Origin of the sequence: Alitibacter langaaensis DSM 22999, from assembly GCF_003096995.1 — a bacterium.
Lineage (GTDB): Bacteria > Pseudomonadota > Gammaproteobacteria > Enterobacterales > Pasteurellaceae > Exercitatus > Exercitatus langaaensis.
Window position 1 is genome coordinate 85,299 of the sequence record NZ_QENU01000006.1, and the last position, 24,967, is coordinate 110,265.

At 41.9% G+C, this 24,967-nt stretch carries 26 protein-coding genes; 18 read left to right on the forward strand and 8 right to left on the reverse strand.

Annotated features, from left to right (window positions below; all coding sequences use genetic code 11):
* The first annotated feature begins 6 nt into the window (after window positions 1–6).
* The 6 genes from C8D76_RS05710 to napF all read left to right on the forward strand — a co-directional run bounded on the left by C8D76_RS05710 (window position 7) and on the right by napF (window position 6,593).
* Window positions 7–1,311 carry a sodium ion-translocating decarboxylase subunit beta gene (locus tag C8D76_RS05710; RefSeq protein ID WP_116631830.1) on the forward strand — a complete coding sequence of 435 codons (1,305 nt, stop codon included), beginning with the start codon at window positions 7–9 and terminating at the stop codon, window positions 1,309–1,311.
* A gap of 203 nt (window positions 1,312–1,514) precedes the next feature.
* Window positions 1,515–3,938 (forward strand): DMSO/selenate family reductase complex A subunit, encoded by a 2,424-nt coding sequence (locus C8D76_RS05715; RefSeq protein WP_116631831.1) that lies wholly within the window; start codon window positions 1,515–1,517, stop codon window positions 3,936–3,938.
* 11 nt (window positions 3,939–3,949) lie between these two features.
* The gene (locus tag C8D76_RS05720) at window positions 3,950–4,567 is read left to right on the forward strand and encodes a DMSO/selenate family reductase complex B subunit (RefSeq protein ID WP_116631855.1); all 618 of its coding nucleotides are present in this window, start codon (window positions 3,950–3,952) and stop codon (window positions 4,565–4,567) included.
* A gap of 1 nt (window position 4,568) precedes the next feature.
* The gene (locus C8D76_RS05725; RefSeq protein WP_116631832.1) at window positions 4,569–5,405 is read left to right on the forward strand and encodes a dimethyl sulfoxide reductase anchor subunit family protein; all 837 of its coding nucleotides are present in this window, start codon (window positions 4,569–4,571) and stop codon (window positions 5,403–5,405) included.
* Between the two features lie 68 nt (window positions 5,406–5,473).
* Window positions 5,474–6,064, forward strand: a complete 591-nt coding sequence (dmsD, locus tag C8D76_RS05730) for a Tat proofreading chaperone DmsD (protein ID WP_116631833.1) — start codon at window positions 5,474–5,476, stop codon at window positions 6,062–6,064.
* Window positions 6,045–6,593, forward strand: coding sequence for a ferredoxin-type protein NapF (gene napF, locus C8D76_RS05735; protein ID WP_116631834.1), 549 nt, complete (start codon window positions 6,045–6,047; stop codon window positions 6,591–6,593). The genes dmsD and napF overlap by 20 nt, the downstream gene beginning before the upstream one ends.
* Before the next feature lie 40 nt (window positions 6,594–6,633).
* Here the strand turns inward: napF and C8D76_RS05740 are convergent, their stop codons facing one another.
* Together C8D76_RS05740 and mobA are read right to left on the reverse strand one after the other, a co-directional pair.
* On the reverse strand, window positions 6,634–7,191 hold the full coding sequence (locus tag C8D76_RS05740) for a DNA-3-methyladenine glycosylase I (RefSeq protein WP_116631835.1): 558 nt from the start codon (window positions 7,189–7,191) through the stop codon (window positions 6,634–6,636).
* Window positions 7,191–7,763 (reverse strand): molybdenum cofactor guanylyltransferase MobA, encoded by a 573-nt coding sequence (mobA, locus tag C8D76_RS05745; RefSeq protein ID WP_116631836.1) that lies wholly within the window; start codon window positions 7,761–7,763, stop codon window positions 7,191–7,193. Before mobA ends, C8D76_RS05740 begins: the two co-directional genes overlap by 1 nt.
* Window positions 7,764–7,826: 63 nt before the next feature.
* Between mobA and C8D76_RS05750 the strand changes: the two genes are divergently transcribed.
* The 5 genes from C8D76_RS05750 (at window position 7,827) to C8D76_RS05770 (ending at window position 11,027) form a co-directional block, all read left to right on the forward strand.
* On the forward strand, window positions 7,827–8,096 hold the full coding sequence (locus tag C8D76_RS05750) for a YihD family protein (protein ID WP_116631837.1): 270 nt from the start codon (window positions 7,827–7,829) through the stop codon (window positions 8,094–8,096).
* Window positions 8,097–8,105: 9 nt separating this feature from the next.
* A complete protein-coding gene (dsbA, locus tag C8D76_RS05755; RefSeq protein ID WP_116631838.1) occupies window positions 8,106–8,723 on the forward strand; it encodes a thiol:disulfide interchange protein DsbA in 618 nt (205 codons plus the stop codon).
* A gap of 19 nt (window positions 8,724–8,742) precedes the next feature.
* Window positions 8,743–9,072 carry a MaoP family protein gene (locus C8D76_RS05760; protein ID WP_116631839.1) on the forward strand — a complete coding sequence of 110 codons (330 nt, stop codon included), beginning with the start codon at window positions 8,743–8,745 and terminating at the stop codon, window positions 9,070–9,072.
* A 101-nt stretch (window positions 9,073–9,173) separates the two neighbouring features.
* Window positions 9,174–10,268: a tRNA (uridine(54)-C5)-methyltransferase TrmA gene (gene trmA / locus C8D76_RS05765; RefSeq protein WP_116631840.1), complete on the forward strand. Its 1,095-nt coding sequence runs from the start codon at window positions 9,174–9,176 to the stop codon at window positions 10,266–10,268.
* A gap of 3 nt (window positions 10,269–10,271) precedes the next feature.
* A complete protein-coding gene (locus C8D76_RS05770) occupies window positions 10,272–11,027 on the forward strand; it encodes a class I SAM-dependent methyltransferase (RefSeq protein ID WP_116631841.1) in 756 nt (251 codons plus the stop codon).
* 71 nt (window positions 11,028–11,098) lie between these two features.
* Here C8D76_RS05770 and lptD read toward each other — a convergent pair whose 3' ends face one another.
* The 6 genes from lptD to C8D76_RS05800 form a co-directional block, all read right to left on the reverse strand.
* Window positions 11,099–13,462 carry an LPS assembly protein LptD gene (lptD, locus tag C8D76_RS05775; protein ID WP_116631856.1) on the reverse strand — a complete coding sequence of 788 codons (2,364 nt, stop codon included), beginning with the start codon at window positions 13,460–13,462 and terminating at the stop codon, window positions 11,099–11,101.
* Window positions 13,463–13,573: 111 nt separating this feature from the next.
* On the reverse strand, window positions 13,574–14,953 hold the full coding sequence (locus C8D76_RS05780) for a rhodanese-like domain-containing protein (RefSeq protein ID WP_207775005.1): 1,380 nt from the start codon (window positions 14,951–14,953) through the stop codon (window positions 13,574–13,576).
* A gap of 9 nt (window positions 14,954–14,962) precedes the next feature.
* A complete protein-coding gene (locus C8D76_RS05785; protein WP_116631842.1) occupies window positions 14,963–15,922 on the reverse strand; it encodes a YeeE/YedE family protein in 960 nt (319 codons plus the stop codon).
* Window positions 15,923–16,029: 107 nt separating this feature from the next.
* Window positions 16,030–16,938: a mechanosensitive ion channel family protein gene (locus C8D76_RS05790; RefSeq protein WP_116631843.1), complete on the reverse strand. Its 909-nt coding sequence runs from the start codon at window positions 16,936–16,938 to the stop codon at window positions 16,030–16,032.
* A gap of 141 nt (window positions 16,939–17,079) precedes the next feature.
* Window positions 17,080–17,172 carry a methionine/alanine import family NSS transporter small subunit gene (locus C8D76_RS05795; protein WP_116631844.1) on the reverse strand — a complete coding sequence of 31 codons (93 nt, stop codon included), beginning with the start codon at window positions 17,170–17,172 and terminating at the stop codon, window positions 17,080–17,082.
* The gene (locus C8D76_RS05800; RefSeq protein ID WP_116631845.1) at window positions 17,172–18,677 is read right to left on the reverse strand and encodes a sodium-dependent transporter; all 1,506 of its coding nucleotides are present in this window, start codon (window positions 18,675–18,677) and stop codon (window positions 17,172–17,174) included. Before C8D76_RS05800 ends, C8D76_RS05795 begins: the two co-directional genes overlap by 1 nt.
* Before the next feature lie 124 nt (window positions 18,678–18,801).
* On the opposite strand from C8D76_RS05800, the gene C8D76_RS05805 reads away from it, so the two are divergent.
* From C8D76_RS05805 to C8D76_RS05835, 7 genes are all read left to right on the forward strand, one after another.
* Window positions 18,802–19,356 (forward strand): RBBP9/YdeN family alpha/beta hydrolase, encoded by a 555-nt coding sequence (locus C8D76_RS05805; protein WP_116631846.1) that lies wholly within the window; start codon window positions 18,802–18,804, stop codon window positions 19,354–19,356.
* Window positions 19,357–19,622: 266 nt separating this feature from the next.
* Window positions 19,623–20,588: a mannose/fructose/sorbose PTS transporter subunit IIA gene (locus C8D76_RS05810; protein WP_116631847.1), complete on the forward strand. Its 966-nt coding sequence runs from the start codon at window positions 19,623–19,625 to the stop codon at window positions 20,586–20,588.
* Window positions 20,589–20,602: 14 nt separating this feature from the next.
* Window positions 20,603–21,400 (forward strand): PTS mannose/fructose/sorbose transporter subunit IIC, encoded by a 798-nt coding sequence (locus C8D76_RS05815; protein ID WP_116631848.1) that lies wholly within the window; start codon window positions 20,603–20,605, stop codon window positions 21,398–21,400.
* Window positions 21,401–21,414: 14 nt separating this feature from the next.
* On the forward strand, window positions 21,415–22,242 hold the full coding sequence (manZ, locus tag C8D76_RS05820) for a PTS mannose transporter subunit IID (RefSeq protein ID WP_116631849.1): 828 nt from the start codon (window positions 21,415–21,417) through the stop codon (window positions 22,240–22,242).
* A gap of 113 nt (window positions 22,243–22,355) precedes the next feature.
* Window positions 22,356–22,781: a hypothetical protein gene (locus C8D76_RS05825; protein WP_116631850.1), complete on the forward strand. Its 426-nt coding sequence runs from the start codon at window positions 22,356–22,358 to the stop codon at window positions 22,779–22,781.
* Complete coding sequence (gene mobB, locus C8D76_RS05830) at window positions 22,778–23,278, forward strand: molybdopterin-guanine dinucleotide biosynthesis protein B (RefSeq protein ID WP_116631851.1); 501 nt, start codon at window positions 22,778–22,780, stop codon at window positions 23,276–23,278. Before C8D76_RS05825 ends, mobB begins: the two co-directional genes overlap by 4 nt.
* Before the next feature lie 8 nt (window positions 23,279–23,286).
* Window positions 23,287–24,687, forward strand: coding sequence for a DHA2 family efflux MFS transporter permease subunit (locus C8D76_RS05835; protein WP_116631852.1), 1,401 nt, complete (start codon window positions 23,287–23,289; stop codon window positions 24,685–24,687).
* Window positions 24,688–24,967 lie beyond the last annotated feature (280 nt).

Below are 24,967 nucleotides of genomic sequence, written 5' to 3' on the forward strand. Positions count from 1 at the left end.
CAATAAATGGAGAGTATTATTGCATTAATCCAAGGCACGGGCATTCTGCATATGGAATGGGGGCAAGCGGTAATGCTTGTCATCAGTGTGTTGTTGCTGTGGCTTGCGATTTCAAAAAAATTTGAACCACTTTTGTTATTGCCTATCGGTTTTGGCGGATTGCTGTCTAATTTGCCAGAAGCGGGTTTAGCGATGACCGCATTAGAAAATTTACTGCACTTAGGCACACCAGAGCAAATTGGCAAAATTGCTGCAGAATTAGGCGTTATGGCAGATCCTGCGGCAATAAAAACCGCACTTGCTTCTGTGCCGGCATCGGTTGTGAATCATCTGGAAACGATGTCTGGGGATATGGGTTATAGCGCAGGGATTTTAGCCCTGTTCTATAAAGTGGCAATTAGTTATGGTGTTGCGCCCCTTATTATTTTTATGGGGGTTGGCGCAATGACAGATTTTGGCCCGTTATTAGCTAATCCAAAAACATTGTTACTCGGTGCAGCCGCGCAGTTTGGTATTTTTGCTACGGTGCTTGGTGCGCTCACATTGAACTATTTTGGCATTATTGAATTTACTTTGCCACAAGCGGCTTCAATCGGGATTATTGGCGGCGCAGATGGCCCAACTGCCATTTATTTAACTAGCAAACTAGCGCCAGAATTGCTTGGTGCCATTGCGGTGGCGGCTTATTCTTATATGGCATTAGTACCATTGATTCAACCACCAATTATGAAAGCATTAACCACGGAAGAAGAACGCAAAATTCGTATGACTCAACTGCGCAGTGTGAGTAATACAGAAAAAATTTGCTTCCCGATTATTTTGTTATTGTTGGTTGGTTTATTGCTGCCTGATGCCGCGCCGTTACTCGGTATGTTCTGTTTTGGCAATTTAATGCGTGTCAGCGGCGTGGTGGATCGTTTAAGCGACACCACACAAAATGCATTAATCAATATCACTACCATTGTGTTAGGTTTATCTGTGGGCTCTAAACTGATTGCAGATAAATTCTTACAACCGCAAACCTTGGGGATTTTATTACTTGGCGTTGTTGCCTTTGGTATCGGCACAGGTTGTGGGGTATTAATGGCAAAATTGATGAATAAATTCAGCAAAAACAAAATTAATCCATTGATTGGTTCCGCTGGCGTTTCTGCGGTGCCAATGGCGGCGCGTGTTTCTAATAAAGTTGGGCTAGAGGCTGATAGCCAAAACTTTTTACTTATGCACGCCATGGGGCCAAATGTAGCAGGTGTCATTGGCTCTGCCATCGCCGCAGGTATCATGTTGAAATATGTTTCAGCGATGATGTAACAACCCAATAAAAATTTACTAAAAAATGACCGCACTTTATCGATAAAGATTAAGTGCGGTTTTTTATTTGCAAATAATTTTTATTTACAATATATTGATTATATTAGAAATAATTCAAAATTTATTGATCTCGCTCACAGTATCTAATTCATAGCAATGGTATAAATAAAATATTATTTATTTCTTTTTATGGAGTGATTCGTATGGTTAATAATCCAACAACAAGTCGTCGTCGCTTTCTTAAAGCAAGTGGAATGACAGCGCTTGCTGCATCTAGTGGAGTGTCACTGCCTTTTGCGGTGAAAGCCAATGAGCAGGCTCAGAACTCATCTTCTACAAGTGAAGAAAAAGTGGTGTGGAGTGCTTGTACCGTAAACTGTGGTAGCCGTTGTCCGTTGAGAATGCATGTAAAAGATAATCAAATTTTATATGTTGAAACGGATAATACGGGTACAGACACTTATAATGTGGATCATCAAGTTCGCGCGTGTTTGCGTGGGCGTTCAATGCGCCGCCGTGTTTATAATCCTGATCGCTTGAAATATCCAATGAAACGTGTGGGAAAACGTGGCGAGGGTAAATTTAAACGTATTTCTTGGGATGAAGCATTAACGGAAATTGCTCAATCATTACGTAAAAATATTGATAAATACGGCAATGAAAGTATTTATCTAAACTATGGTACAGGCACATTAGGCGGAACTGTCACCAAATCTTGGCCACCTGGCTCAACTTTAGTGGCGCGTTTAATGAATTGTATCGGCGGATATTTAAACCATTATGGCGATTATAGTACAGCGCAAATTGCCGTAGGCTTAGATTACACTTATGGCGGTGGCTGGGCATTGGGTAATGGTTTAGCTGATATTGAAAACACAAAACTCATTGTGCTTTTTGGTAATAATCCTTCTGAAACCCGCATGAGTGGCGGTGGATTGACTTATTGTTTTGAGCAAGCCAAAGCAAAATCGAATGCTAGAGTGATTATTATTGATCCGCGCTATACGGATACTGGTGTGGGCAAAGAGGACGAATGGATTCCTATCCGCCCAGGCACAGATGCGGCACTGGTGTCCGCACTTGCCTATGTATTGATTACTGAAAATATGGTTGATCAGGCATTTTTAGACAAATATTGTGTTGGCTATGATGAAAAAACCTTGCCTGCTGATGCACCTAAAAATGGTCACTATAAAGCCTATATTTTAGGTCAAGGCGATGACGGCATTGCCAAAACCCCTGAGTGGGCGTCTAAAATCACAGGTATTCCAACCGACCGTATTATTAAATTAGCGCGTGAAATTGGTCAAGCAAAACCAGCTTACATTTCACAAGGTTGGGGGCCACAACGCCGTAGTAATGGTGAGCTTATTTCTCGTGCGATTGCTATGTTGCCGATTTTAACAGGTAATGTGGGGATTAGTGGCGGAAATACTGGGGCAAGAGAAAGCGCCTATGGAGTGCCATTTGTACGAATGCCAACCTTAACAAACCCGATTCAAGCAAGTATCCCAATGTTTTTATGGACGGATGCGATTATTCGCGGGCCTGAGATGACAGCAACATCCGATGGTATTCGAGGCGTTGAAAAATTATCTGCACCAATTAAAGTGATTTGGAATTATGCGAGTAACTGCTTGATTAATCAGCATGCAGAAATTAATCGAACCCATGAAATTCTACAAGATGACTCCAAATGTGAATTAATCATTACCATTGATAACCACATGACGTCTACAGCTAAGTATAGCGATATTTTATTGCCAGATTGTACAACATCAGAGCAAATGGATTTCTGCTTAGATGCCTTTGTTGCCAATATGAACTATGTCATCTTTGCCGATCAAGTCGTTAAACCATCATTTGAGTGCCGTAATATCTACGATATGCTGAGTGATTTAGCCGAAAAACTTGGCGTAAAAGAACAATTTACAGAAGGCAGAACTCAAGAACAATGGCTACGTCATATTTATGAGCAATCTCGCCAAGAGTTACCTGAGCTTCCAACCTTTGAAGAATTTAGACAACAAGGTATCTTCAAAAAAGTGGATCCAAAAGGTTTCTATATTGCCTATAAAGATTTCAGAGATAATCCTGAAGCCAATCCATTAAAAACGCCATCAGGAAAAATTGAAATCTATTCATCTCGCTTAGCGGAAATTGCTCGTACGTGGAAATTGGAAAAAGACGAAGTGATTCATCCGTTGCCAGTGCATACGGATAGTTTTGAGCATTATGGTGATCCATTAATGGAGAAATACCCACTGCAATTAACAGGCTTCCATTACAAAGCAAGAACTCACTCAACCTATGGCAATGTGGATGTGATTAAAGAAGCAAATCCACAAGAGGTTTGGATTAATCCTATTGATGCTGAACCGCGCGGAATCAAAAATGGCAGTATGATTCGCATCTTTAATGATCGTGGCGAAGTGCGAATTAATGCCAAAGTTACACCTCGTATTATCCCAGGCGTTGTGGCATTAGGTGAAGGGGCTTGGTATGCGCCAGATAATAATAAAGTTGACCACTCTGGTTGTATTAATGTTCTCACAACACAACGTCCATCGCCATTAGCGAAGGGTAATCCGCAACATTCAAATTTAGTTCAAATTGAAAAATTATAGGAGTAGCGATGATGAAACAACATGGCTTTTACTTTGATTCTGAACGCTGCACTGGGTGTAAAACCTGTGAATTAGCTTGTAAGGATTACAAAGATTTAGGAACGGATGTTAATTTCCGCCGTATTTATGAATATGCAGGGGGAAATTGGGTTCAAGGCAACGATGGCTGTTGGAACCAAGATGTGTTTGCTTATTACACCTCTATTTCTTGCAATCATTGTTCAGATCCCGCTTGCGCTAAAGTGTGTCCGACAGGGGCAATGCATAAAAATGAAGACGGTTTTGTGATTGTGAACGAAGAAACCTGTATCGGTTGCCGTTATTGCCATATGGCTTGTCCTTATGACGCACCACAATTTGATGCGAAAAAAGGGCATATGACAAAATGTGATGGGTGCTATTCACGGGTTAAAGAAGGAAAAAAACCAATTTGCGTGGAATCTTGTCCATTGCGTGCATTAGATTTTGGCCCTATTGATGAATTGCGTGAAAAATACGGCGATCAAGCGTCTATTGCACCATTACCGTCAGCAGAATTAACCCAACCAAACTTAGTGATTAAACCAAATAAAAATGCACGTCCTAGCGGCGATGCCAATGGTTTCTTAGCAAATCCAAGAGAGGTATAAAATGAACGGATTACATGAATTACCCTTAGTGATTTTCACTGTGCTTGCACAAAGTGCGGTCGGTTGTTGGTTAATTTTTACTTTCGTGCTGTGCCGAGAGAATAATCAAGCAAGTCGCCATTACTTAAACAAAGTGATTTTTATCTTGCTTGCGTTGTTAGGCATTGGATTTATTTCATCAGTCCTTCACTTAGGCACGCCACTACGCGCGTTCAATAGCTTAAACCGCGTTGGCTCATCAATGCTGAGCAATGAAATTGCAAGTGGCGCCGTGTTTTTTGCCTTAGCAGGTTTTTATTGGTTATTGGCTGTGCTGGGGAAAATGCCTCAAGGTTTAGCAAAATTATGGTTAATTTTGACCGCACTTGTTGGCTTAGTATTTATGTATATGATGAATAATCTTTATCATATTAATACTGTGCCGACCTGGAACACAGCATTTACCTCATGGCATTTCTATCTAACAATTGTGATTGGCGGCTCGGCTTTAGCCTATGCATTATTAAATGCAAATTCAGAGAAAACCTACCAATTACGTTGCACACCAATGCTTTATTGCTTAGGCGTGTTTTTATCTGCCATCGTGGTGATTTACCAAGGTTTTGGTTTAAGCCACATTCATAGTGCAATCCAGCAAGCTTCTGCATTAGTGCCAGATTATGCCGTCATGCACGTGGTTCGCTTATGTTTATTAGCGATTGCAGGGCTATTATTATTGAAAGTCAAAAATGCGTTCGCTTCAGGTTTCGCCGTGGTTATCGTATTATTGGCGGAAATGATCGGGCGCACCGTGTTTTATGGTTTGCATATGACTGCAGGAACCGCGATTGCAGGATAATTATCCCATTTTTTAACCGCACTTCTTTTGGTCTAACCACAAAGTGCGGTTAATTTTTAAGGAATTTTATGACAGAAGTACAACAATGGATTGCCACAACAGGGCGTTTGCTTGGTGCGATTTTTTATTACGAACCGAGCACCGAACAGGTTCGCCCAATTATTCATTTTTTTCATCAACCGAATTGGGCAGATGAATGGGGCGTTGATGTTAATTCAGAAATTCAAACGTTGCTCAAAGCAGAGCCAACGGAAGAACAGTTTCAAGCACTTTTTTTAGGCCCTAACGATTTACCAGCACCACCTTGGAGTTCAGTTTATCTAGATCCCGAAGGGGTCATTTTTGGTAATTCGCTATTAGCGTTGCGTGAATTTTTGTCAACGAATCAGATTGCGGCGTTAGGTAAACAAGGCGAACCCGAAGATCATTTTGGTTTAATGCTTATGCTCGCCGCCTATATCGCAGAAACGAAACCTGAAATATTAAATGAATATTTATCACAGCATTTATTGCCTTGGGGATCGCATTTTCTCCGTCTTTTTGCACAAAATGCCAATGCACCTTTTTATCAAGGCATTGCATTATTGGCGCAAGAAACCCTGGCAATTTGGCAAGATGAATTAGGTGTAAGCGTAAAAGATGTTCAATTTTACCGATAAGAAAAATCAGAAAGATGAACGCTATTATCAAGCCTATCTTTCTCATCATGTTATTTCTCGTCGGAATCTCTTTCGTGGCATTTTAGGGGGGAGCGAAAAACACCTTCAACAAGATGCCAAACGGGCGGTTCCTCGTCCGCCATTTGCCGCGAAAGAACACCTTTTTTTGAACGCTTGTAATGGCTGTGGGGATTGTGTTTCCGCTTGTCCGAATAGCATTTTACAAATATCCGAAGGGAAGGTCATGCTAGATTTGGGCTACTCAACCTGTTCTTTTTGTGGACGCTGCGCAGATGCTTGCATACAACAAGCATTGCATCGCGCCTTTCGGGCTGATACCGAGTTACGCCCTACGTTCTTATCTTCTTGCATTCAACATTCTCATCAATCCTGTGAATGCTGCCAACAAGCTTGCCCAAAACAAGCTATTTCGCCCGATCTGCAAGTTGATCCGCTTCGTTGTAATGGCTGTGGTGAATGTCAATTAAGCTGTTTTGTTTCTGCGATAAGATTAACTTTAGACAGTTAAAGCCTTTGAGAAAAGATAACAGCCTCTATTTTTAAATACCTCAAACCGTTTTTGTCTTGCAAAAACAATCATTTAAATGATCATCAACCAATCCCATAGATTGCATAAATGCATAGCAGGTGGTTTCGCCAACAAAAACAAATCCACGTTTTTTTAAGGCTTTAGAAAGTGCTTTAGAGGTTTCGGTTTTGCTTGGGATGGCGCTGAGATTGGCAACATCGTTAATTTGTGGACGATGATCGACAAAAGACCATACAAAATGGCTGAAATTTTCACCGCACTTTTGCATGGCAAGATAAGCCTTGGCATTTTTAACAATGGCTTCTAATTTGGCACGATGTCGAATTAACCCTGCATTTTGCATTAATTTATCAATATCATCAGCGGTCATTTGAGCGATTTTTTCAGGATCAAATTGATGAAATGCAGCACGATAGGTCTCACGTTTTTTCAATACCGTAATCCATGAAAGCCCCGCTTGTTGCCCTTCAAGACAAAGTTTTTCAAAGAGTTTTAAACTGTCGAATTGGGGTTTTCCCCATTCATTGTCGTGGTAATCAATATAAATTTGGCTGTCGCCAGCCCATGGGCATCGCATTATGGTTTCTCCTGTAAATCTGCCAATGTGTTGAAATTACGAAAAGCGTTTTTTTGTTCAGAAAAGTCCACTTTTGCCGCCCCTTGTTCGCGCATAAAAATCAGCATTCGGCGTTCACCGCGGGCAAGATAATCTTCAAGTGCGGTCGATAATTGGCAAGAAAGTAAGCAAAAAGTGGGGTGATCTCGTTCTCCATCATGAGCATAAGCGGCTAAAACTTGCTGATTTTCCACCGCACTTTTTAATTTTTCTACTAAATTTAGCGGCAAGTACGGACTATCGCAGGGAACAAATAGCACATTGTCGGTTGTGGCGTGGCGTAACGCGGTTAATATACCGCTTAATGCCCCTTGGAAACCTTCGATTTCATCACAAAAAATCGGCACGCCAAATTGGGCATAATCAGTCAAACTGCGGTTAGCATTAATGGAAATTTGACGGATTTGGGGTGTGAGCCGTTCTAAAATATGCGCCACTAAAGGTTTGCCATTCAAAAGTTGCAAGCCTTTATCTGCGCCATTCATTCGCCGAGCCAATCCGCCAGCTAAAATTACCGCACTTATTGTGATCATTGTTTGTCAATTGCCCCTAATTCAAGTATCATTCTGCGTTAGCTAATTTTAAAGGAAAATTTTATGAAATGTCATCGTTTGAATGAAGTATTAGAACTTTTACAACCATATTGGTCTAAAAAAGACCCAGAAATGAGCTTAATGCAAATTTTACAAAGCATTGCGGATGAAGCGGGTTTTGATAAACCGTTAGCGGAATTATCGGACGAAGTGATTATTTATCAATTAAAAATGCGTGATGCGGGTAAATTTGATCCTATTCCAGGCATCAAAAAAGACTACGAAGAAGATTTTAAAACAGCGCTATTAAAAGCGCGCGGTATTATTAAATAAGGATAAATGATGAAAAAATTTCTTTTTTCTTTGGTAGCGGTAGCCGCTGCAATAACAGGTTTTAATGCGCAAGCTGCAGAATTAAAAGATGGCGAACAATATATTACCTTAAGTCAAGAACGTTCTGCTCAGCCTGAAGTGATTGAGTTTTTCTCTTTCTATTGCCCACATTGTTATAACTTTGAAATGCAGTATAAAATCCCTGCAAAGGTTAAAGCGGACTTACCTAAAGACGCAACATTCAAACAATATCATGTGGATTTTTTAGGCCTACAAGGCGCAAACTTAACGCGTGCTTGGGCGTTAGCGATGGCATTGGGCGTGGAAGATAAAGTAAAACCTGCATTGTTTGAAGCTGCACAGGCAAACGCATTCAAATCTATGGATGATATTCGTCAAAAATTTATCGACAATGGCGTAACAGCTGAACAATTTGATGGTGGCATCAGCAGCTTTGCGGTAACCGCATTGACGAAAAAACAACAGAATTTAGTTGAACTATTCCAAGTGCACGGCGTGCCAGATTTTTATGTAAATAATAAATTCCGCGTAAATCCAGAAGGTTTGTCTCATGACGATTTTGTGGGTGACTACGTAAAAACTGTTATCGAATTATTGAAAAAATAATATCCCTTAGGAGTATAAAATGGCTGAGAGTTTCAGTGTTGAACGTCGTTTCTTCGACGATAAAAATTATCCGCGTGGCTTTTCACGTCACGGTGACTATACCATTAAAGAAGCACAAGTGTTAGAGCAATATGGTCAAGCGTTTAAAGCCTTAGATTTAGGTGAGCGTGAAGCCAAAACAGCAGAAGAAAAAGATTTTGTGGCAATGTGCAAAGGGAAACGTCAGCCAGAAACTTTCTTTGAGAAAACATGGAATAAATATCGCTCATTAACGGGCAAAACTAAACGTGTCTATACCTTATCTGGTGTGGTAGCGGATAGCCTTGAAGATATGAGCAGCGCAGACTAATTCCCCTACCAAATGAACGAAAAGGCTTGAGAAATCAAGCCTTTTGTTTTTGCCTATGTTAAAATCCGCCCATGATGAATAGAGAAAGAAATTCAAACCTAATGCAATCCTTACCTATTGAACAATATGACGAATTATTAGCAAAAAAATGCCAAAAATTGACCGCACTTTTGTCCCCTTTTGCGGCGCCTAAACTTGAGCTATTTGCTTCGCCAGCTCAACATTTCCGAATGCGTGCGGAGTTTCGAGTATGGCACGATCAAGGTGATTTGTATCATATTATGTTTGATCAAAACACCAAGCAACGTTATCGAGTGGATCATTTCCCGATTGCGAGCGAATTGATCAATCGTATGATGACCATATTATTGCCCCTATTAAAACAACAAGACGTATTAACGCGGAAACTGTTTCAAATTGATTATCTCAGCACCTTGAGCAATAAAATCATTGTGAGTTTGCTGTATCACAAAAAGCTTGATGAACAGTGGGAAGCGGCGGCGCAAGCGTTAAAAGTGCGGTTAGAATCACTCGATTTTAATGTGCATATTATTGGGCGGGCAACCAAGCAGAAAATTTGCTTAACCCAAGATTTTGTGGACGAAGTGCTGGCGGTCAATGGTAAAAATTATGTGTATCGCCAAGTGGAAAACAGTTTTACTCAACCGAATGCGAGGGTAAACAGCAAAATGTTGGAATGGGCGATTGATTGTACACGCGGGAGCCAAGGTGATTTATTAGAACTTTATTGTGGCAACGGTAATTTTTCTATCGCTCTTGCGCAAAACTTTCGGAAAGTGCTAGCAACAGAAATTGCTAAACCGTCCGTAGCGGCAGCGCAGTTTAATATTGCAGCCAATCAGATCGATAATTTGCAGATTATTCGTATGTCGGCAGAAGAATTTACCCAAGCCATGAATGGTGTGCGAGCGTTTAATCGTTTAAAAGACATTGATTTAAGCAGTTATGAATGCAATACCATTTTTGTGGATCCGCCTCGTGCGGGGCTTGATGCGGATACGGTAAAATTAGTGCAAAACTATGATCGCATTTTGTATATTTCCTGCAATCCGCATACATTATGCGATAATTTGCAAACCTTAACGCAAACACATCGCATTGAACGGGCGGCATTGTTTGATCAATTCCCTTACACCGATCATACGGAATCGGGCGTGTGGCTGGTGCGAAAATAGGCAATGATGATTCAATTAATTTGCGAAACAAAAACACCTGAAATTTTCACCGCACTTTGCGCTGAAAAAGGGCTGCACCATAATGCTGACAGCCCATTGGCGTTAGTGCAAACCCAAGTGGATGACCAAGTGCGGTTAGAATTACGCAAACTTGATGAACCTAAACTGGGTGCGGTTTTTGTTGATTTTGTGGGTGGCACAATGGCGCATCGCCGTAAATTTGGTGGTGGGCGAGGTGAAGCGGTGGCAAAAGCGGTAGGCATTAAGGGAACGGAATTTCCTACGGTGATTGATGCTACGGCGGGTTTAGGGCGTGATGCTTTTGTGCTGGCGGCGCTTGGTTGCCAAGTGCGTTTGGTGGAGCGCCATCCTGTGGTGCGTTTATTATTAGAAGACGGCTTGCAACGTGCTTACGCTGATGCAGAAATTGGCGAGATAATGCAGCAAAATATGCGGTTATTGCCCGTTTCTCATATTCATGAATTAAACCCAGACACAGACTTTGCGGATGTAGTGTATCTTGATCCTATGTATCCGCATAAACAGAAATCCGCCTTGGTGAAAAAGGAAATGCGCGTGTTTCAGCATTTAGTTGGCGCAGATTTGGATTCAGATAGCTTATTAGCGCCAGCGCTTGCCTTGGCAAAAAAACGCGTGGTAGTGAAGCGACCGGATTACGCCGAATTTCTTGCGCAAATTCGACCGCACTTTAGCCGCGAAACCAAGAACCATCGTTTCGATATTTATTCCACATTATAATTTTTAATCATGATAAAAAAGGCGAGAATATTCTCTCGCCTTTGTTTTCTTAATTTTGTGTAAGTTTTTTCTTATAAATTGAATGGCTTAACATATGGAAGCATGCCTTTATCAAGCATATCCACTAGGCCACTATAATGGTCGTTTCTCCCTAAGCCTTTCAGTTCAATGGTGAAGTTGACGCTATTGTCATAGATAGCATCTTTACTGTCTGCATATTTACGTTTGGCACTTTCACTCACGACATAACGGCGCACGCCAATTCCCGCAGACCAACAACAAGTGTTGTATTGTACACCAGCATATTGTTCAACAGGTTTGTTGATGCCTAAATCATGATAATAACGTCCCACAACTGCCCATTGGTCGCCTAATTCCCAAGCGACTGTTGTACCCAGTTGTTTAATATCTTGATTATAGCGGTTTGCACTTGAAGTCAAGTTTTGGTCGATATATTGTTTACTGGCATAGCGATAGTTTAGCTGAATCAGGTTTTCGCCTTCGGGATTATATTCGAGTGTACTATTTACCAATGAAGCGTGATCTAAACGGGTGTCATATTGATAACTGCCACGCCAATTCCATTTGTCACTGATTTTCCAGTTACTTTCCAATGCCCAAGATGACGCGCGACCTGTGGTACTGTTTTCAGTGGTGTTATCAATGCGTGAATTGTTCAGATAAATAATTTGCCCTAAGGATAGGTTAAAACGTTCTTCTGCATTTTGATCATAGAAACGCGTTGTGCCGCCCAAGGTAAATTGGTTAGCGGATGCGATTCGATCTAAACCACTATAACGACGATCGCGGAATAAAGAGAAATAATCTTGTTGCAATAACGCAGAGTCATAACCTAAACCCAGATATTTTGAGTTACGTTTTGAACCGATATTGCTTTGATTGCGATATGGACGATATAAATATTGAATATGTGGCTCAATAGTTTGCGTATATCCTTTAATAAAGGTTTCATCGCTGGCTAATACAGATTGAAAATCAGCTTTAATTTGTGGAATAACACGGTTTACTGAATGTTCAATATCCGCATCAACCCCTATTCCTTCATGCTGTTGGTAGTGGCTTGCATAGAGTTTTGTTTCAATATTCAGGCTGCCGTAACGGTTTGCCAATGGAATATTTAAACTCGGTTCTAAATGGTAACGCCAGGCTGTCGGCATTTCTGAACTGGTGTTATCAAAACGAACAGCTTGTGCATAGAGTTTAAAGTCTGCCCAGCCGTTAGCCAGATTGTTTTTGTAATAATTGAAATCAATTTGCGGTAAGGCTTTATATGGGCCAATTTCTACATCATCAAAAACTTGATATTGCTTGGCTGAAATAGCGAAGTTCCAGTTCGGTTGGTTATAGATTAATTTTGCAGTTTGTGTCGCATAACCATCTGTGCTGCTACCATATGTCGAGTCAAAATCAGAAAAATAGCGGCGATCGCTGACTTTGGTGTAGTCAATATTTAAACGCCAGTCACCAAATAGGCTAGCAAAGTGTTTCCAATGGAATAAATGACGTGATTGGTCTTTGTCGGCGTAGTCTTCATAACGGTCTTTGTTAAGATATTCGCCAGCAATAACACCCTCGCCTAATGAGGTTAAATAACGAAATTCTGAATTTAGTTGCCAACCGCGATCAGACATATATTTCGGTGTGAACGTAGCATCATAATTAGGCGCAATATTCCAATAAATAGGCTGTGCATACCAAAAGCCGTCACGGCTAGATATTCCCGCGCTAGGCATCAACAAGCCAGAACGGCGGCGATCACCAATCGGCATTTGCATATAAGGCAGATAGAACACAGGAACGCCCGCGATTTTAAAGCGAGAATGCCACATTTCAGCATATTCTTCTTTGATGTGCTGTTTCATTTCGCTGGCTTCAATTTCCCAGGAATTATCATTAGGCAAGCAGGAAGTGAAAGTGGCATTTTTGAGCAAACGATAGCCTTCACGCATTTCTGAGCTTTCAGCTGTGCCTCGCCCTTGACGACCAACAAACTGATAATTGGCATTTGCCACATCAGTGTCTTTACTATTCAAATGGACTTTGGCATCGTTGCCCGAAAGACTGATTTGCTCATCTTGGTAAGCAAATTTCCCTTTTGCATAGGCATAGCGTTGCGCGGCATCACCTTCGCCATTTTGTGTTACTTCAACTTCAGGTGCTTTTAAATGGCGATTGCCCTGTTTTAGATCCACATCGCCACGATAAGTAGCGCGGGAAGGGTTCACAATATCTGCATCATCTGCTTCGATATAAACAGGTTGTTCGTTAGCGTTGCCTGTAATCGGTTCGCCCGTAAACTGCGGCACGCCATTTAAGCATTGTAAGTGTAAATCTTGACTGTTCGCTGAGCTGTGTGCGCTGTAAAGTGCGGTCAAAATTGCGAGCGAAAGTAAGTTGTAAACATTCTTTTTCATTGAGTAACCATTTAAGTTATGAAAATTAGATTGATTATACTTGAAAATAGCGGCTAAAGGAAAAATAAAAATGCGGCCAAATTTGACCGCACTTTTCAGCAATTTCAGCGTTTAACTCTTACAAGATGCGCCTTTTTTCATCACCTTGCCGAAGTCATTTTTAGCATCAGGTTTGCTCATATTGTTCGGTGCGCCTTTTTGCACTGGAAATTTTGAATCCATTTGCCACATATTCCAGCCGCCGTCATATACATAGGTATCTTGCCAGCCCGCGAGTTGAGTGATAAACCAAGGCACACCAGCCCGCCAACCTGTGCCGCAATAGAACGCAAGTTTATCGCCTTGCTTAATGCCTTGGGTTTCCCAGAGGGCAAAGATTTCATTCGGGTTACGCAAAGTGTTGTCGGGATCGTAATAATCCGCCATATTGGAAGAATCTGTGCCAGCAAATCCCCAAATTGCGCCCTGTGGCTCGCCCTTGCCAGGAATATAATCATAACCGCTGATTTTGCCTTGATATTCATCCCAAGAGCGGTTGCTGATTAGTTTTAATCCTGCTGACTGCGCTTCAATCGCCTGTTGTGGCGTAGAAATATCAATTTGTGGATTCGCAGGAATCACTGCACCAAATTGGCTTTCTGGTTTCGGAATATTCACTTGGGTTTCTGTTGGTAGATTAGCATCCACCCAAGTGGCTAAGTTGCCATTTAACACACGCACATCATTCACGCCCGCCCATTTTAACGTCCAAAATAGACGATAAGCCGCTAATTGATTATCGGAATACAAGATAATGGTTTTATCTTTAGTGATGCCGTTTTTCAGCAAGTTGGCTTCAATGGTTTTCGGATCAGATAAATTCCACATCGGATCATTTTCAATCCAATCAGTATTAAAATGATAAGCGCCAACGATATGTTGGGTATAAGCTTTGGCTTTTTCCAATGGCCCCCACGACACTTCAAACACCATAAAATCGTGATTATTGTAGGTTTCTGGTTTTTCCCCTTGCATTACCGCATAAATCCATTGAGGCGAAACGCTATACTGAAAATTCGGGAAAAGCTCTAATGGATTTTCATTGGCGTTGGCATAATTCAGAAAATCCTTAAAAACACGCACTTTGTAGCCTCTTGCGGCAAACTCCGCCGAAACGCGCTCTAAATTATCTGGATTGGTATCATAAAACACCAAGGTTTTTTGTTTATTTATCCCTTTTCCCGCGGCAAAACTTTCAAATTTATCTTCAGCGATACCGTCTAACCATTCCGTTGTGAATTGAATAGCACCTTTGATATGCCCACCCCGTGTCGCATTTTTGTCTTTAAAGCCGTTATATAAGCTGTCTTGGCGGGTATCAATAATCACATATTCGGGATTATTCAGGTTTTTGATTAACTCTGCGGTTTCGATTGTTTTCACCGTGCGATCATCGCAGCCTGTGAGAGCAAGAGCGAAGCTGCTTGCTAAAAGTGCGGTTAAAATTTTCATTATTTTTCCTTATGAACGTTTAAAGAGCAAAGTGGCAATCCAGCTACCGAAAAAGATCATTATCGTTGCGATCCAGCCTTGCCATGAGAAATACGCTGTGGCGACTAAGCTGTTAGTTACAGTACAACCGCCAGCTAACGCTGCGCCCAATCCCATTATCACCCCTCCTGCAATGCGGCGTAGAAAATCTTGTGGTTCTGGCACGCGAAGATTGAGCTCTCCCTTAAGTTTTGCACTCAGCCATGAGCCAAGCAGAATACCAATCACAAACAAGCTTCCCCAGTTAAGATAACGTTGTTGTCCCGTGACTAAATATTGCACCACGTTAGCCGAAGGAACGGCGATGCCAAAGCCATAATTCCGCCCTGTTTGCGCGCTAAAATACCAAGCGGCAATAGCTAATAAACCGATGAGCGATCCTGTTAATATTGGACCAAAATGGGTGTGAGTTGGCTCTGATTGCTTGGTTTGGTGTCGAACAAGAGCGATGGTGATGACGAGTAATAATGCCACTAAAATCCACGGCGAAATTTCCAGCGAGTTGTGAATGTTATCCATTTCTATGGGATCGGCTAACAAGGCATTTACCCAGTTTTTTAGTGCGCCAGTTTGAGTGGCTGCCATCGTCAGTGCAAAGGCAACTAAGGCAATAAAACTGCCTAACGCGCCTTCGCCAGAGCGAAACCAAGCGCCACTCCCGCAGCAATTTGACAGCACCATACCAAAGCCAAATAACAATCCACCGATCAGCGTCGCCAATAACGGCAATGGCGAAGAGGGAATTGTCATCATATCTAGCTGCGCAAGCGTAAATAAACCCACAGATTGAATGCTTACAGCAAGGAAAAGTGCGGTCAAAAAGGCGTATGATTTTTGTTGATGAATTTGACGAAATCCTGAGACAAAACAGAATTGTCCACGTTGGAGCAGAATGCCGAATAGCATTCCAATAATGAGACCTGAATACATCGATTAAACCTTAATACGATTATGTAATGGGCGTTTATTAAAACATAAATCAGAGAAAAAAACAAAAAATGCGGTCAAAATTGACCGCACTTGCGCAAAATATTTTCCTATTTGTTGACTGAAACAGAGGCGTTTTCAGGAAGATGCAATGCCATTTGGTTAAATGGAATTTCAATGCCTGCGTGATCAAATTCTAATTTTACACTCTCGGTGATACCCCAGTATGCCGTCCAATAATCAGCGGTTTTCACCCAAGGGCGCACGACTAATTGTACGCTGCTTGACGCTAATGCACCCACCGCAATAACTGGCTCAGGATTTTTTAACACAAGGCTGTTGTCTGCCAAGATGCGCGCAATAATCTCTTTCGCTTGTTTTAAGTTTGAATCGTAAGAAATATCAAAAGTAAAGTCGATACGGCGAGTTTCATTGTTCGAGTTGTTCACAATGCTGTCAGAAAACACTTTGCCGTTTGGAATGAGTACTGTTTTGTTGTCGCCTGTGCGTAACTCTAATACCAACAATCCCATTTGTTCAACGATACCCGTCATACCGCCTGTTTCAATTAAATCCCCTTTGCGGAATGGTTTGAAAATTAACAACATCACGCCCGCGGCAAAGTTTTGTAACGAATTTTGCAATGACAAACCAATTGCTAAACCCGCCGCACCGATTAAGGCAACGAGTGAGCTTGTATTAATGCCTAATTGTGAAAGCGCGGCGATCACCACAATCAATAATAATAAGAAATAACTGATTGATTTTACAAAACTTTGTAACATTTCATCTTTGGTTGATGCAAATGCGGCTTTGCCGAGTAAATTGCTGATAAAGCGTGCAATCCATTTACCAAAGATAAAGATAGCAATGGCTAATAGGATTTTTGTGCCATAAGGAATGAGATAATCATTCAGGATTTGGTTCATATCTAATGAACTCACGTGATCGATCACTTTTGCTGCTTCCGCTTGAACATCAACATGTTGCGCGGCTTCTTGTGCTTGTTCAGCTGCCATAATTAGTCCTTTTTAAATAATCATAAAAATACGCCACAAAATGTGGCGAGCTTGAGTGTGACAAAACAATCTGAAAAAAGTTTCTGTCAAAATTTTGCAAAAATTGACCGCACTTTTTGCGATTAAGTGCGGTCGAGAATTTTATTCTTTTGGTAGGCGAAGAACCGATAAGATTAATCCGCCCCAAATGATGACAAGTGCCACTGTCATCATAATTATTGCGCTGGTTGACATTATTCTTCTCCTTTATGTTCTGCTAAGGTTTCGTTTTTCCATTTTAGGCGAGAGAGCAAGAATGCAACAACCACAAGAGCGATTGCCATACCCCAACCAAAAATATTGATGAACCAGTTTGGATAACCACCGTAGCCTTCGCTGAATACTTTTGCCCCTTCACTGAAGAGCATAAAGGCTAAAATCCCTGTGGTTAACACGATGCATAAACGCCAGATAAAGCCAACTTTGAATGAAGAGGTTTCATTAATGTGATTGCCGAGTAAGCCTAATTTTTCATTTGCCACGATAGCAATGAGCGACACAAAGGCAACGGCGACGATACCAAAGTAGTTTACGAATTTATCGAATACGTCTAGCATTGGTAAGCCTGTGGTTGTGCCGAATAAGAACACGGAAACCACCATCATTGGTAAGCCCACAAGGAAGGTCACTTTTGAACGGCGAACGTGTAATTTATCTTGCACGGCAGAAATAATCACTTCGATTACCGAAATAAATGAGGTGAGCGCGGCGAAAGTGAGTGAGCCGAAGAATAATACACCTAACACTTCACCAAATGGGGCCTGGTTAATAATGGTTGGGAATGCGAAGAACGCTAAGCCAATTCCGCCTTTCGCCACTTCGTTGACTTCCACGCCTTGTGCGGTTGCCATAAAGCCTAAGGCGGCGAATACGCCGATACCCGCTAACAATTCAAAACTTGAGTTGGCAAAGCCCACGACTAAGCCCGTGCCTGTTAAATCTGAATCTTTTTTCAAATAAGAAGCGTAGGTAATCATAATGCCGAAACAAATTGACAGCGAGAAGAAGATTTGACCATAAGCAGCAATCCAAACACTTGGATCAGATAATTTTGACCAATCAGGCGTGAACAGCGCGTTTAAGCCTTTTGCTGCGCCGTCTAAGAACAGCGATGACACCACCAAAGTGATAAACATCACCACGAGAATTGGCATAAGAATGCTCGATGAACGAGAAATCCCTTTTTGCACACCAAGGGCTAATACCCCTAATGCCACAATCCAAACCGCAATTAATGGACCGACTACCATACCCACAAATTCGGTGCTGACACCTTGGTTAATATCGCCCATTTTTAAGAATTCTCCCACGAAGAACTGCACAGGATCGTTGCCCCACGCACCCGTGAAAGAGAAGTAAGTATAAGTGGCTGCCCAGCCTAATACCACCGCATAATACAAGCCGATGATCACATTCACCATCACTTGCCACCAACCAAAGGTTTCAAAGTGGCGATGGAAACGGCGATATGACAATGGCGCGCCACCACGGTGACGATGCCCGATGGCATAGTCTAAGAATAATAAAGGGATTCCCGCGGTTAATAATGCCACGATATAAGGAATAATAAATGCACCGCCCCCATTTTCATAGGTGGTATAAGGGAAACGCCAAATGTTTCCTAAGCCAACGGCTGAACCAATGGCAGCTAAAATAAAGGCACGACGCCCCGAAAAAGTTTCGCGTTTTGAATTGCTCACAGACGCTCCTGTTGTTGATTTGATGTGTAAACGATGAAATATAAAGGAATTTTGTATTCAGTCAATAAAAAGACGTGAAAATCAGCGAAATTTGTTATATTTAATGAAAATTAAGGAGAGTATTATGCAAAAGCGCGTTTTTATCACTCATGGCTACACCGCTAATTCGCAAAAACATTGGTTTCAATGGCTAAAAGTGCGGTTAGAAAAAGAAAAGTTTTTGGTGACTGTGCTGGATATGCCGAATTCTAACCACCCTAATGTGCAAGAATGGCTAGATTATCACGCAAGCCAAATTGGCGAACTTTACCCCACTGATATTTTTATCGGGCACAGTTTAGGCTGCATTGCCACCTTACGTTTTTTAGCAGCGCGCCAGCAAAAGATCGCCGCCGCTATTTTAGTGTCTGGTTTTAATCAACCGTTGCCGAATCTCCCTGAATTAGACGGATTTAGCAAACAGCCTTTAGACTACAACGCATTGATTGCGCAGATTTCGCAACGCACGGTTATCTCGTCTTTAGATGATGATGTTGTGAACCACGCCTTCACGGAACAACTGGCAACAGACTTGCAAGCCAAATATATTGCCACCAACGGCTATCGACATTTCACCGAGCGACAAGGTGTCACCGAACTGCCGCTATTATTGGATGAAATTCTTGCGTTGGCATCATAATTCATTCGTGTAAAACTTAGTGGTTTTATGGCAATTCAAGCCTATATTGACACCCAAAGTGCGGTCAAAAAACTTTTAATTTTTTGACCGCACTTTTTGTTGATTATTTTGTGTGATCTAGATCATATTTTGTCGAAAAATAAATTGACCGAATGGCGCGATAACACTAGACTAGCCGAGACTTTCAGCAACCGTTTGCTTTTTTATTTCGTGAAAAGCTGAAACGTGAAACCTAATGATTATCAATTAAAATATGGAGATCTGAAATGACTCATCTTATCGTTGCGACACACGGTAAATTTTCAGAAGAAATCGTAAACTCTGCAGCAATGGTTTTCGGTGAAGATGAAAATACACACGTGGTTACATTTTTACCTGGTGAAGGTGGCGATGATTTAGTAGCAAAATATAATGCTATTTTAGAGAGTTTGCCTGCAGAAGAGCCAGTTCTGTTCCTTGTCGATTTATTTGGCGGTAGCCCGTATAACGCCGCGGCACGTGTAGCAACGAGCCGTGAGAATACGGATATTGTCACTGGAATCAGCTTACCAATGTTGTTAGAAGTGCTTGATGCGAAAGATAGCGCAAGTCTTGAAGAACTTGCAGAAACGGCGAAAGAAGTAGGTGTAGCTGCCGTGAAATCATTCCGTAATCCAGAGCCTGCAGCACCTGTGGCAAAAGCAGAAACCGCGCCTGCTGCGCCAGTTTCTATGCCTGCCAATTACGATCCAAATGGTCGTATGAACATTTCTTTATTGCGTATCGACAGCCGTTTGATTCATGGTCAAGTGATGACATCATGGGCGAAAGCGGTGAAATGCGAAGCGATTTTTGCGATTAATGATGGTGTGGCAACGGATAATATTCGCCGCGAATTGCTTTTACAAATTGTGCCACCGCACTTGAAAGGCTATGTGATCACTGTAGAAAAAGCGATTAAAGTTTGGCACAACCCGAAATATGCGGGCAAAAACATTATTTGGTTGGTAACCAATCCAGCGGATATTGTGCGCTTAATTGAAGGCGGGGTGAAAATTAATACGGTGAACGTGGGCGGTATGACTTATCGTGAAGGCGATAAATTAATTTCACAAGCAGTTGCCGTGAATAAAGATGACGTTGCGGCGTTTAAAAAATTATTGGAGCTTGGTGTTGATATGTCACTTCAACAAGTGGCGGCGAATAAAAAAGAGCCTCTCACACAAGCGAAACTTGATGTAATTCAATTCTAATTCAGGAAACAATTATGACTACATTAGAAATTCTCTTAGTAACCTTAGTTGCCGCAATTTGCGGTATGGGTTCTGTGCTTGATGAACGTCAAACACACCGTCCATTAGTGGCTTGTACCTTAATTGGTTTGGTTTTGGGCGACTTACAATCAGGTATCATCGTGGGTGGTATGCTTGAAATGTTGGCGTTAGGCTGGATGAACGTTGGTGCGGCGATGGCGCCAGATGCAGCGTTAGCGTCTGTAATTGCTGCAATTCTTGTGATTAAAGGTGGTCAAGACAAAGCAACCGCAATCGCAGTGGCCATTCCAGTGGCAGCGGCAGGTCAAGTATTAACCATTTTTGTGCGTACAGCGACCATTTTCTTACAACATAAAGCGGATGATTTTGCAGAAAAAGCCAATTTCCGCGGCATTGAGTTCTGTCACTTTGCAGGGCTTTCTTTGCAAGCGTTGCGCGTAGCTATTCCTACCTTCTTTGTGGCATTAGTGGCGGGCACAGATACAGTAACCGCAGCATTACATGCGATTCCTGAAGTGGTAACACGCGGGTTACAAATTGCTGGTGGCTTCATCGTGGTTGTGGGTTATGCAATGGTAATCAATATGATGCGTGCCGGCGCGTTAATGCCATTCTTCTTTATGGGCTTTGTGATTGCTTCATTCTCAAACTACAACTTAGTGGGTTTAGGCTTCTTAGGCGGATGTCTTGCGTTAATTTATATCCAATTAAATCCACAATTTAACCAAAATGCTCAAGGGGCAACGCAAGCTAAACGTGCGCTTGCAGATGATGAACTTGAAGGTCTATAAGAAGGAATACGAAAATGTCTGAGAAAAAACAATTAACAGCGGGCGATATTCGCTCAACTTACTGGCGTTCAACTTTCCTTTTGGGATCTTTCAACTTTGAACGTATGCAAGCAATTGGTTTCTGTGTTTCTATGATTCCAACCATTAAACGCTTATATTCAGCTAAAGAAGATCAAGCGGCGGCATTAAAACGCCACCTTGAGTTCTTCAACACTCAACCTTGGATTGGTTCTGCGATTATGGGCGTAACGGCTGCAATGGAACAAGAAAAAGCCAATGGCGCAGCGATTGATAATGCCGCAATCAGCGGGGTGAAAGTTGGTTTAATGGGGCCATTAGCGGGTGTGGGCGACCCAATTTTCTGGGGAACATTACGCCCAGTTTTAGCCGCACTTGGCGCAGGTTTGGCGTTAAGCGGTAGCATTCTTGGTCCATTATTATTCTTTATCGGTATCAATATCTTCCGTGCATTAACCCGTTGGTATGGCTTTAAATATGGTTACCAAAAAGGGACAGAAATCGTGTCAGATATGAGTGGCGGTCGTTTACAAAAAGTGACACAAGGCGCATCTATTCTCGGTCTATTTGTGATGGGGGCGTTGGTGTCCAAATGGACGAGCATCAACATTCCACTTGAACTTTCACGCTATACCAATGTGATGGGCGAAGAAGTGGTGACAACCGTACAAAGCGTATTAAACGACTTGCTTCCAGGTTTAGCCGCATTATTGCTAACATTCTTATGTATGTGGTTATTGCGTAAAAAAGTGAACGCAATGTACATCATCTTCGCCTTATTTGGTGTGGGGATTTTAGGTTACTGGCTAGGTATTTTAGCGTAGTCTTTCCTAAGCATGATATAATTCGGGGCAGTTTTAGACTGCCCTGTTTTGTTTATGGCTTATGCGCTATAAAGTGCGGTCAATTTTTTTATTATTTTTTTGAAAGGATAATTATGAAGCTTAAAGATCTCATTCAAGCTCCGCCGAGCGAAAATTATGTTAAAAATTCTTCGCCATTAGTGACCGCACTTTTGCTGATTGCTGGATTATTATGGTATCTATCGCAATACGCTACGATTGTTGTGCTGCTGTTTGCCTTGTTTGTGCTAGTCGGACAAAAAATGTTACTTGCACAAGCGAATAAAGATTTTCGTGAAATGTACCTTTCTAAACAACAATTTATTCAAACGCAAAATCAAGATTATTTACGTTATATCCAAGCGCGCAGCGAGCAAATGCTGCGAGATAACAAAGTGTTGTCAGATAAAGCAAAACGTGAAATTGCAGAACTGCAACAATTTGTAGCGGCACATTTAAAAAATGGTGAAGCCAAGGACGCTGAAGCGAATGATGATGAAGTAAAGGATAATGAAGCATGATTCCATTATTGGGAATTACAGGGTATAGCGGCAGTGGCAAAACTACGTTGCTTGAAAAAATTGTGCCAAAATTGACCGCACTTGGGCTGCGTGTCGCGGTGATTAAGCACAGCCACCATAACGCAAGCGTGGATAAAGAAGGCAAAGACAGCTGGCGCATGAAAGAGGCGGGCGCAAGCCAAGTGATTATGGCGTGTGATAATTGTTGGGCGTTAATGACTGAAACCCCGAAACAACCCGTAAGCTTGCCTTATTTAGCCGCCCAATTTGACCCTGCGTTGACGGATTTGATTTTAGTGGAAGGGTTCAAGCAAGAGCCGATTCCTAAAATTTTGCTACACCGCCAAGAGATGACCAAACCTTTTCCTGAATTAGATGAAAATGTGTTAGCCGTAGCTACTGATTATCCCGTGCAGACAGGCAAAGTGCGGTTAAATATTAATGAAATTTCAGAAATTGTCGCGTTTATTCACCGTTATTATCGTCAACAGCAGTAGGAACAGGGATGACAACGATCAAGAGTAATTCGCTAGATTATCGCCCATTAGCTTGGATCGCAGCAATAGCGCTATTTATGCAATCGCTGGATGCGACAATTCTTAATACCGCGTTGCCCGCTATCGCCGTGGATATGCATGAATCCGCCTTAGAAATGCAAATGGCAGTGATTAGCTATGCATTAACCGTTGCGGCATTGATCCCATTAAGTGGCTGGGTGGCAGATCGTTTTGGTACATTGCATAGTTTTCGGGTGTCCGTGTTTGTTTTTGTGCTAGGCTCTGTCGCCTGTGCGATGTCCACAACATTAAACCAATTGATTGCCGCGCGGGTGTTGCAAGGCATTGGCGGCGCATTAATGATGCCCGTAGCGCGCCTTGCGATTATTCGTTATGTGCCCAAAAATAAAATTATCGCCGCATGGAATTTAATGGCGATGGCAGGATTAATCGGGCCTGTGGTGGGGCCAATTCTGGGCGGCTGGTTTGTTACTCATATGACTTGGCACTGGATTTTCTTGATGAATTTGCCGATTGGGTTAATGGGGATTTGGATCGCGGGTAAATATATGCCGAATAATTATGGCAATGCGGGGCGGTTAGATTGGTTCGGCTTTCTATTATTTGCTTTTGGATTAATGGGCATTACCTTTGGGCTTGATGTGATTGCGGACGACTTAAATCAAAAAGTGAAAGCATTGGCGCTTATTGGCGGCGGCATCGGGTTGCTCATTCTTTATGTGTATCACGCTAAGCGAGCCAGCAACCCGCTCATTCCATTATCACTGTGGAAAGTTCGCACCTTTACATTAGGTATGATTGGCAATTTGCTCGTGCGTATTTCAGGCTCAGGCGTGCCGTTCTTATTGCCCTTAATGCTGCAAATAGCCTTTCATTATGATGCACAAACGGCAGGGTTAATGATCGCCCCAATTGCGGTTAGCTCTATTTTAATTAAAACCTTCGCAACAAAATTGTTGTTCAAATATGGTTATAAAACTTCGCTGATTTTGACCGCACTTGGCATGACCGTTTCGATTGCCGCCATGGCATTAATCACAAAAGACACACCATTATGGGTGTATGTGCCGCTTATTATGTTTTATGGTGCCTGTATGTCATTGATGTTCACCGCTGTCAACACGCTTACTATCGGCGATCTTAATGCTCAACAAGCAAGCGCAGGTTCTACGCTGTTAAGTATGATGCAACAAGTGGGCATTGGCTTTGGCATTGCGATTTCATCCGTCATTTTGGCTTTATGGCGTGGCGCGCTAGGCGAAAATGCGGAGGGATTAGAACAGGCGTTTAGTTATACATTCTTAGTTTCATCGAGTTTTGCAATACTTTTAGCCTTACTAATGAGCTTATTACATAAAGATGATGGCGATAATTTGCGCAAAAAATAAAAAATAATGCCAATTTTGACCGCACTTTGAATGCAAAATAATCACTCAAAAATAAAATTGAGAAATTTTCAAAAAATTTCAGCAAAAGGGGTTGCAAAGGATTTGAAAATGCCTATAATACGCCGCACACAACGACGCGCTGTTGTGAAATTGAAAAGATTATCCAGTGCGTCGTTCTTTTTTGCTCTTTAACAATTTATCAGACAATCTGTGTGGGCACGAGTAAGATTCGTTTTGAAAAAAATTAAAACAGAAACTTAAAGTGCTGAACAAAGTTAAT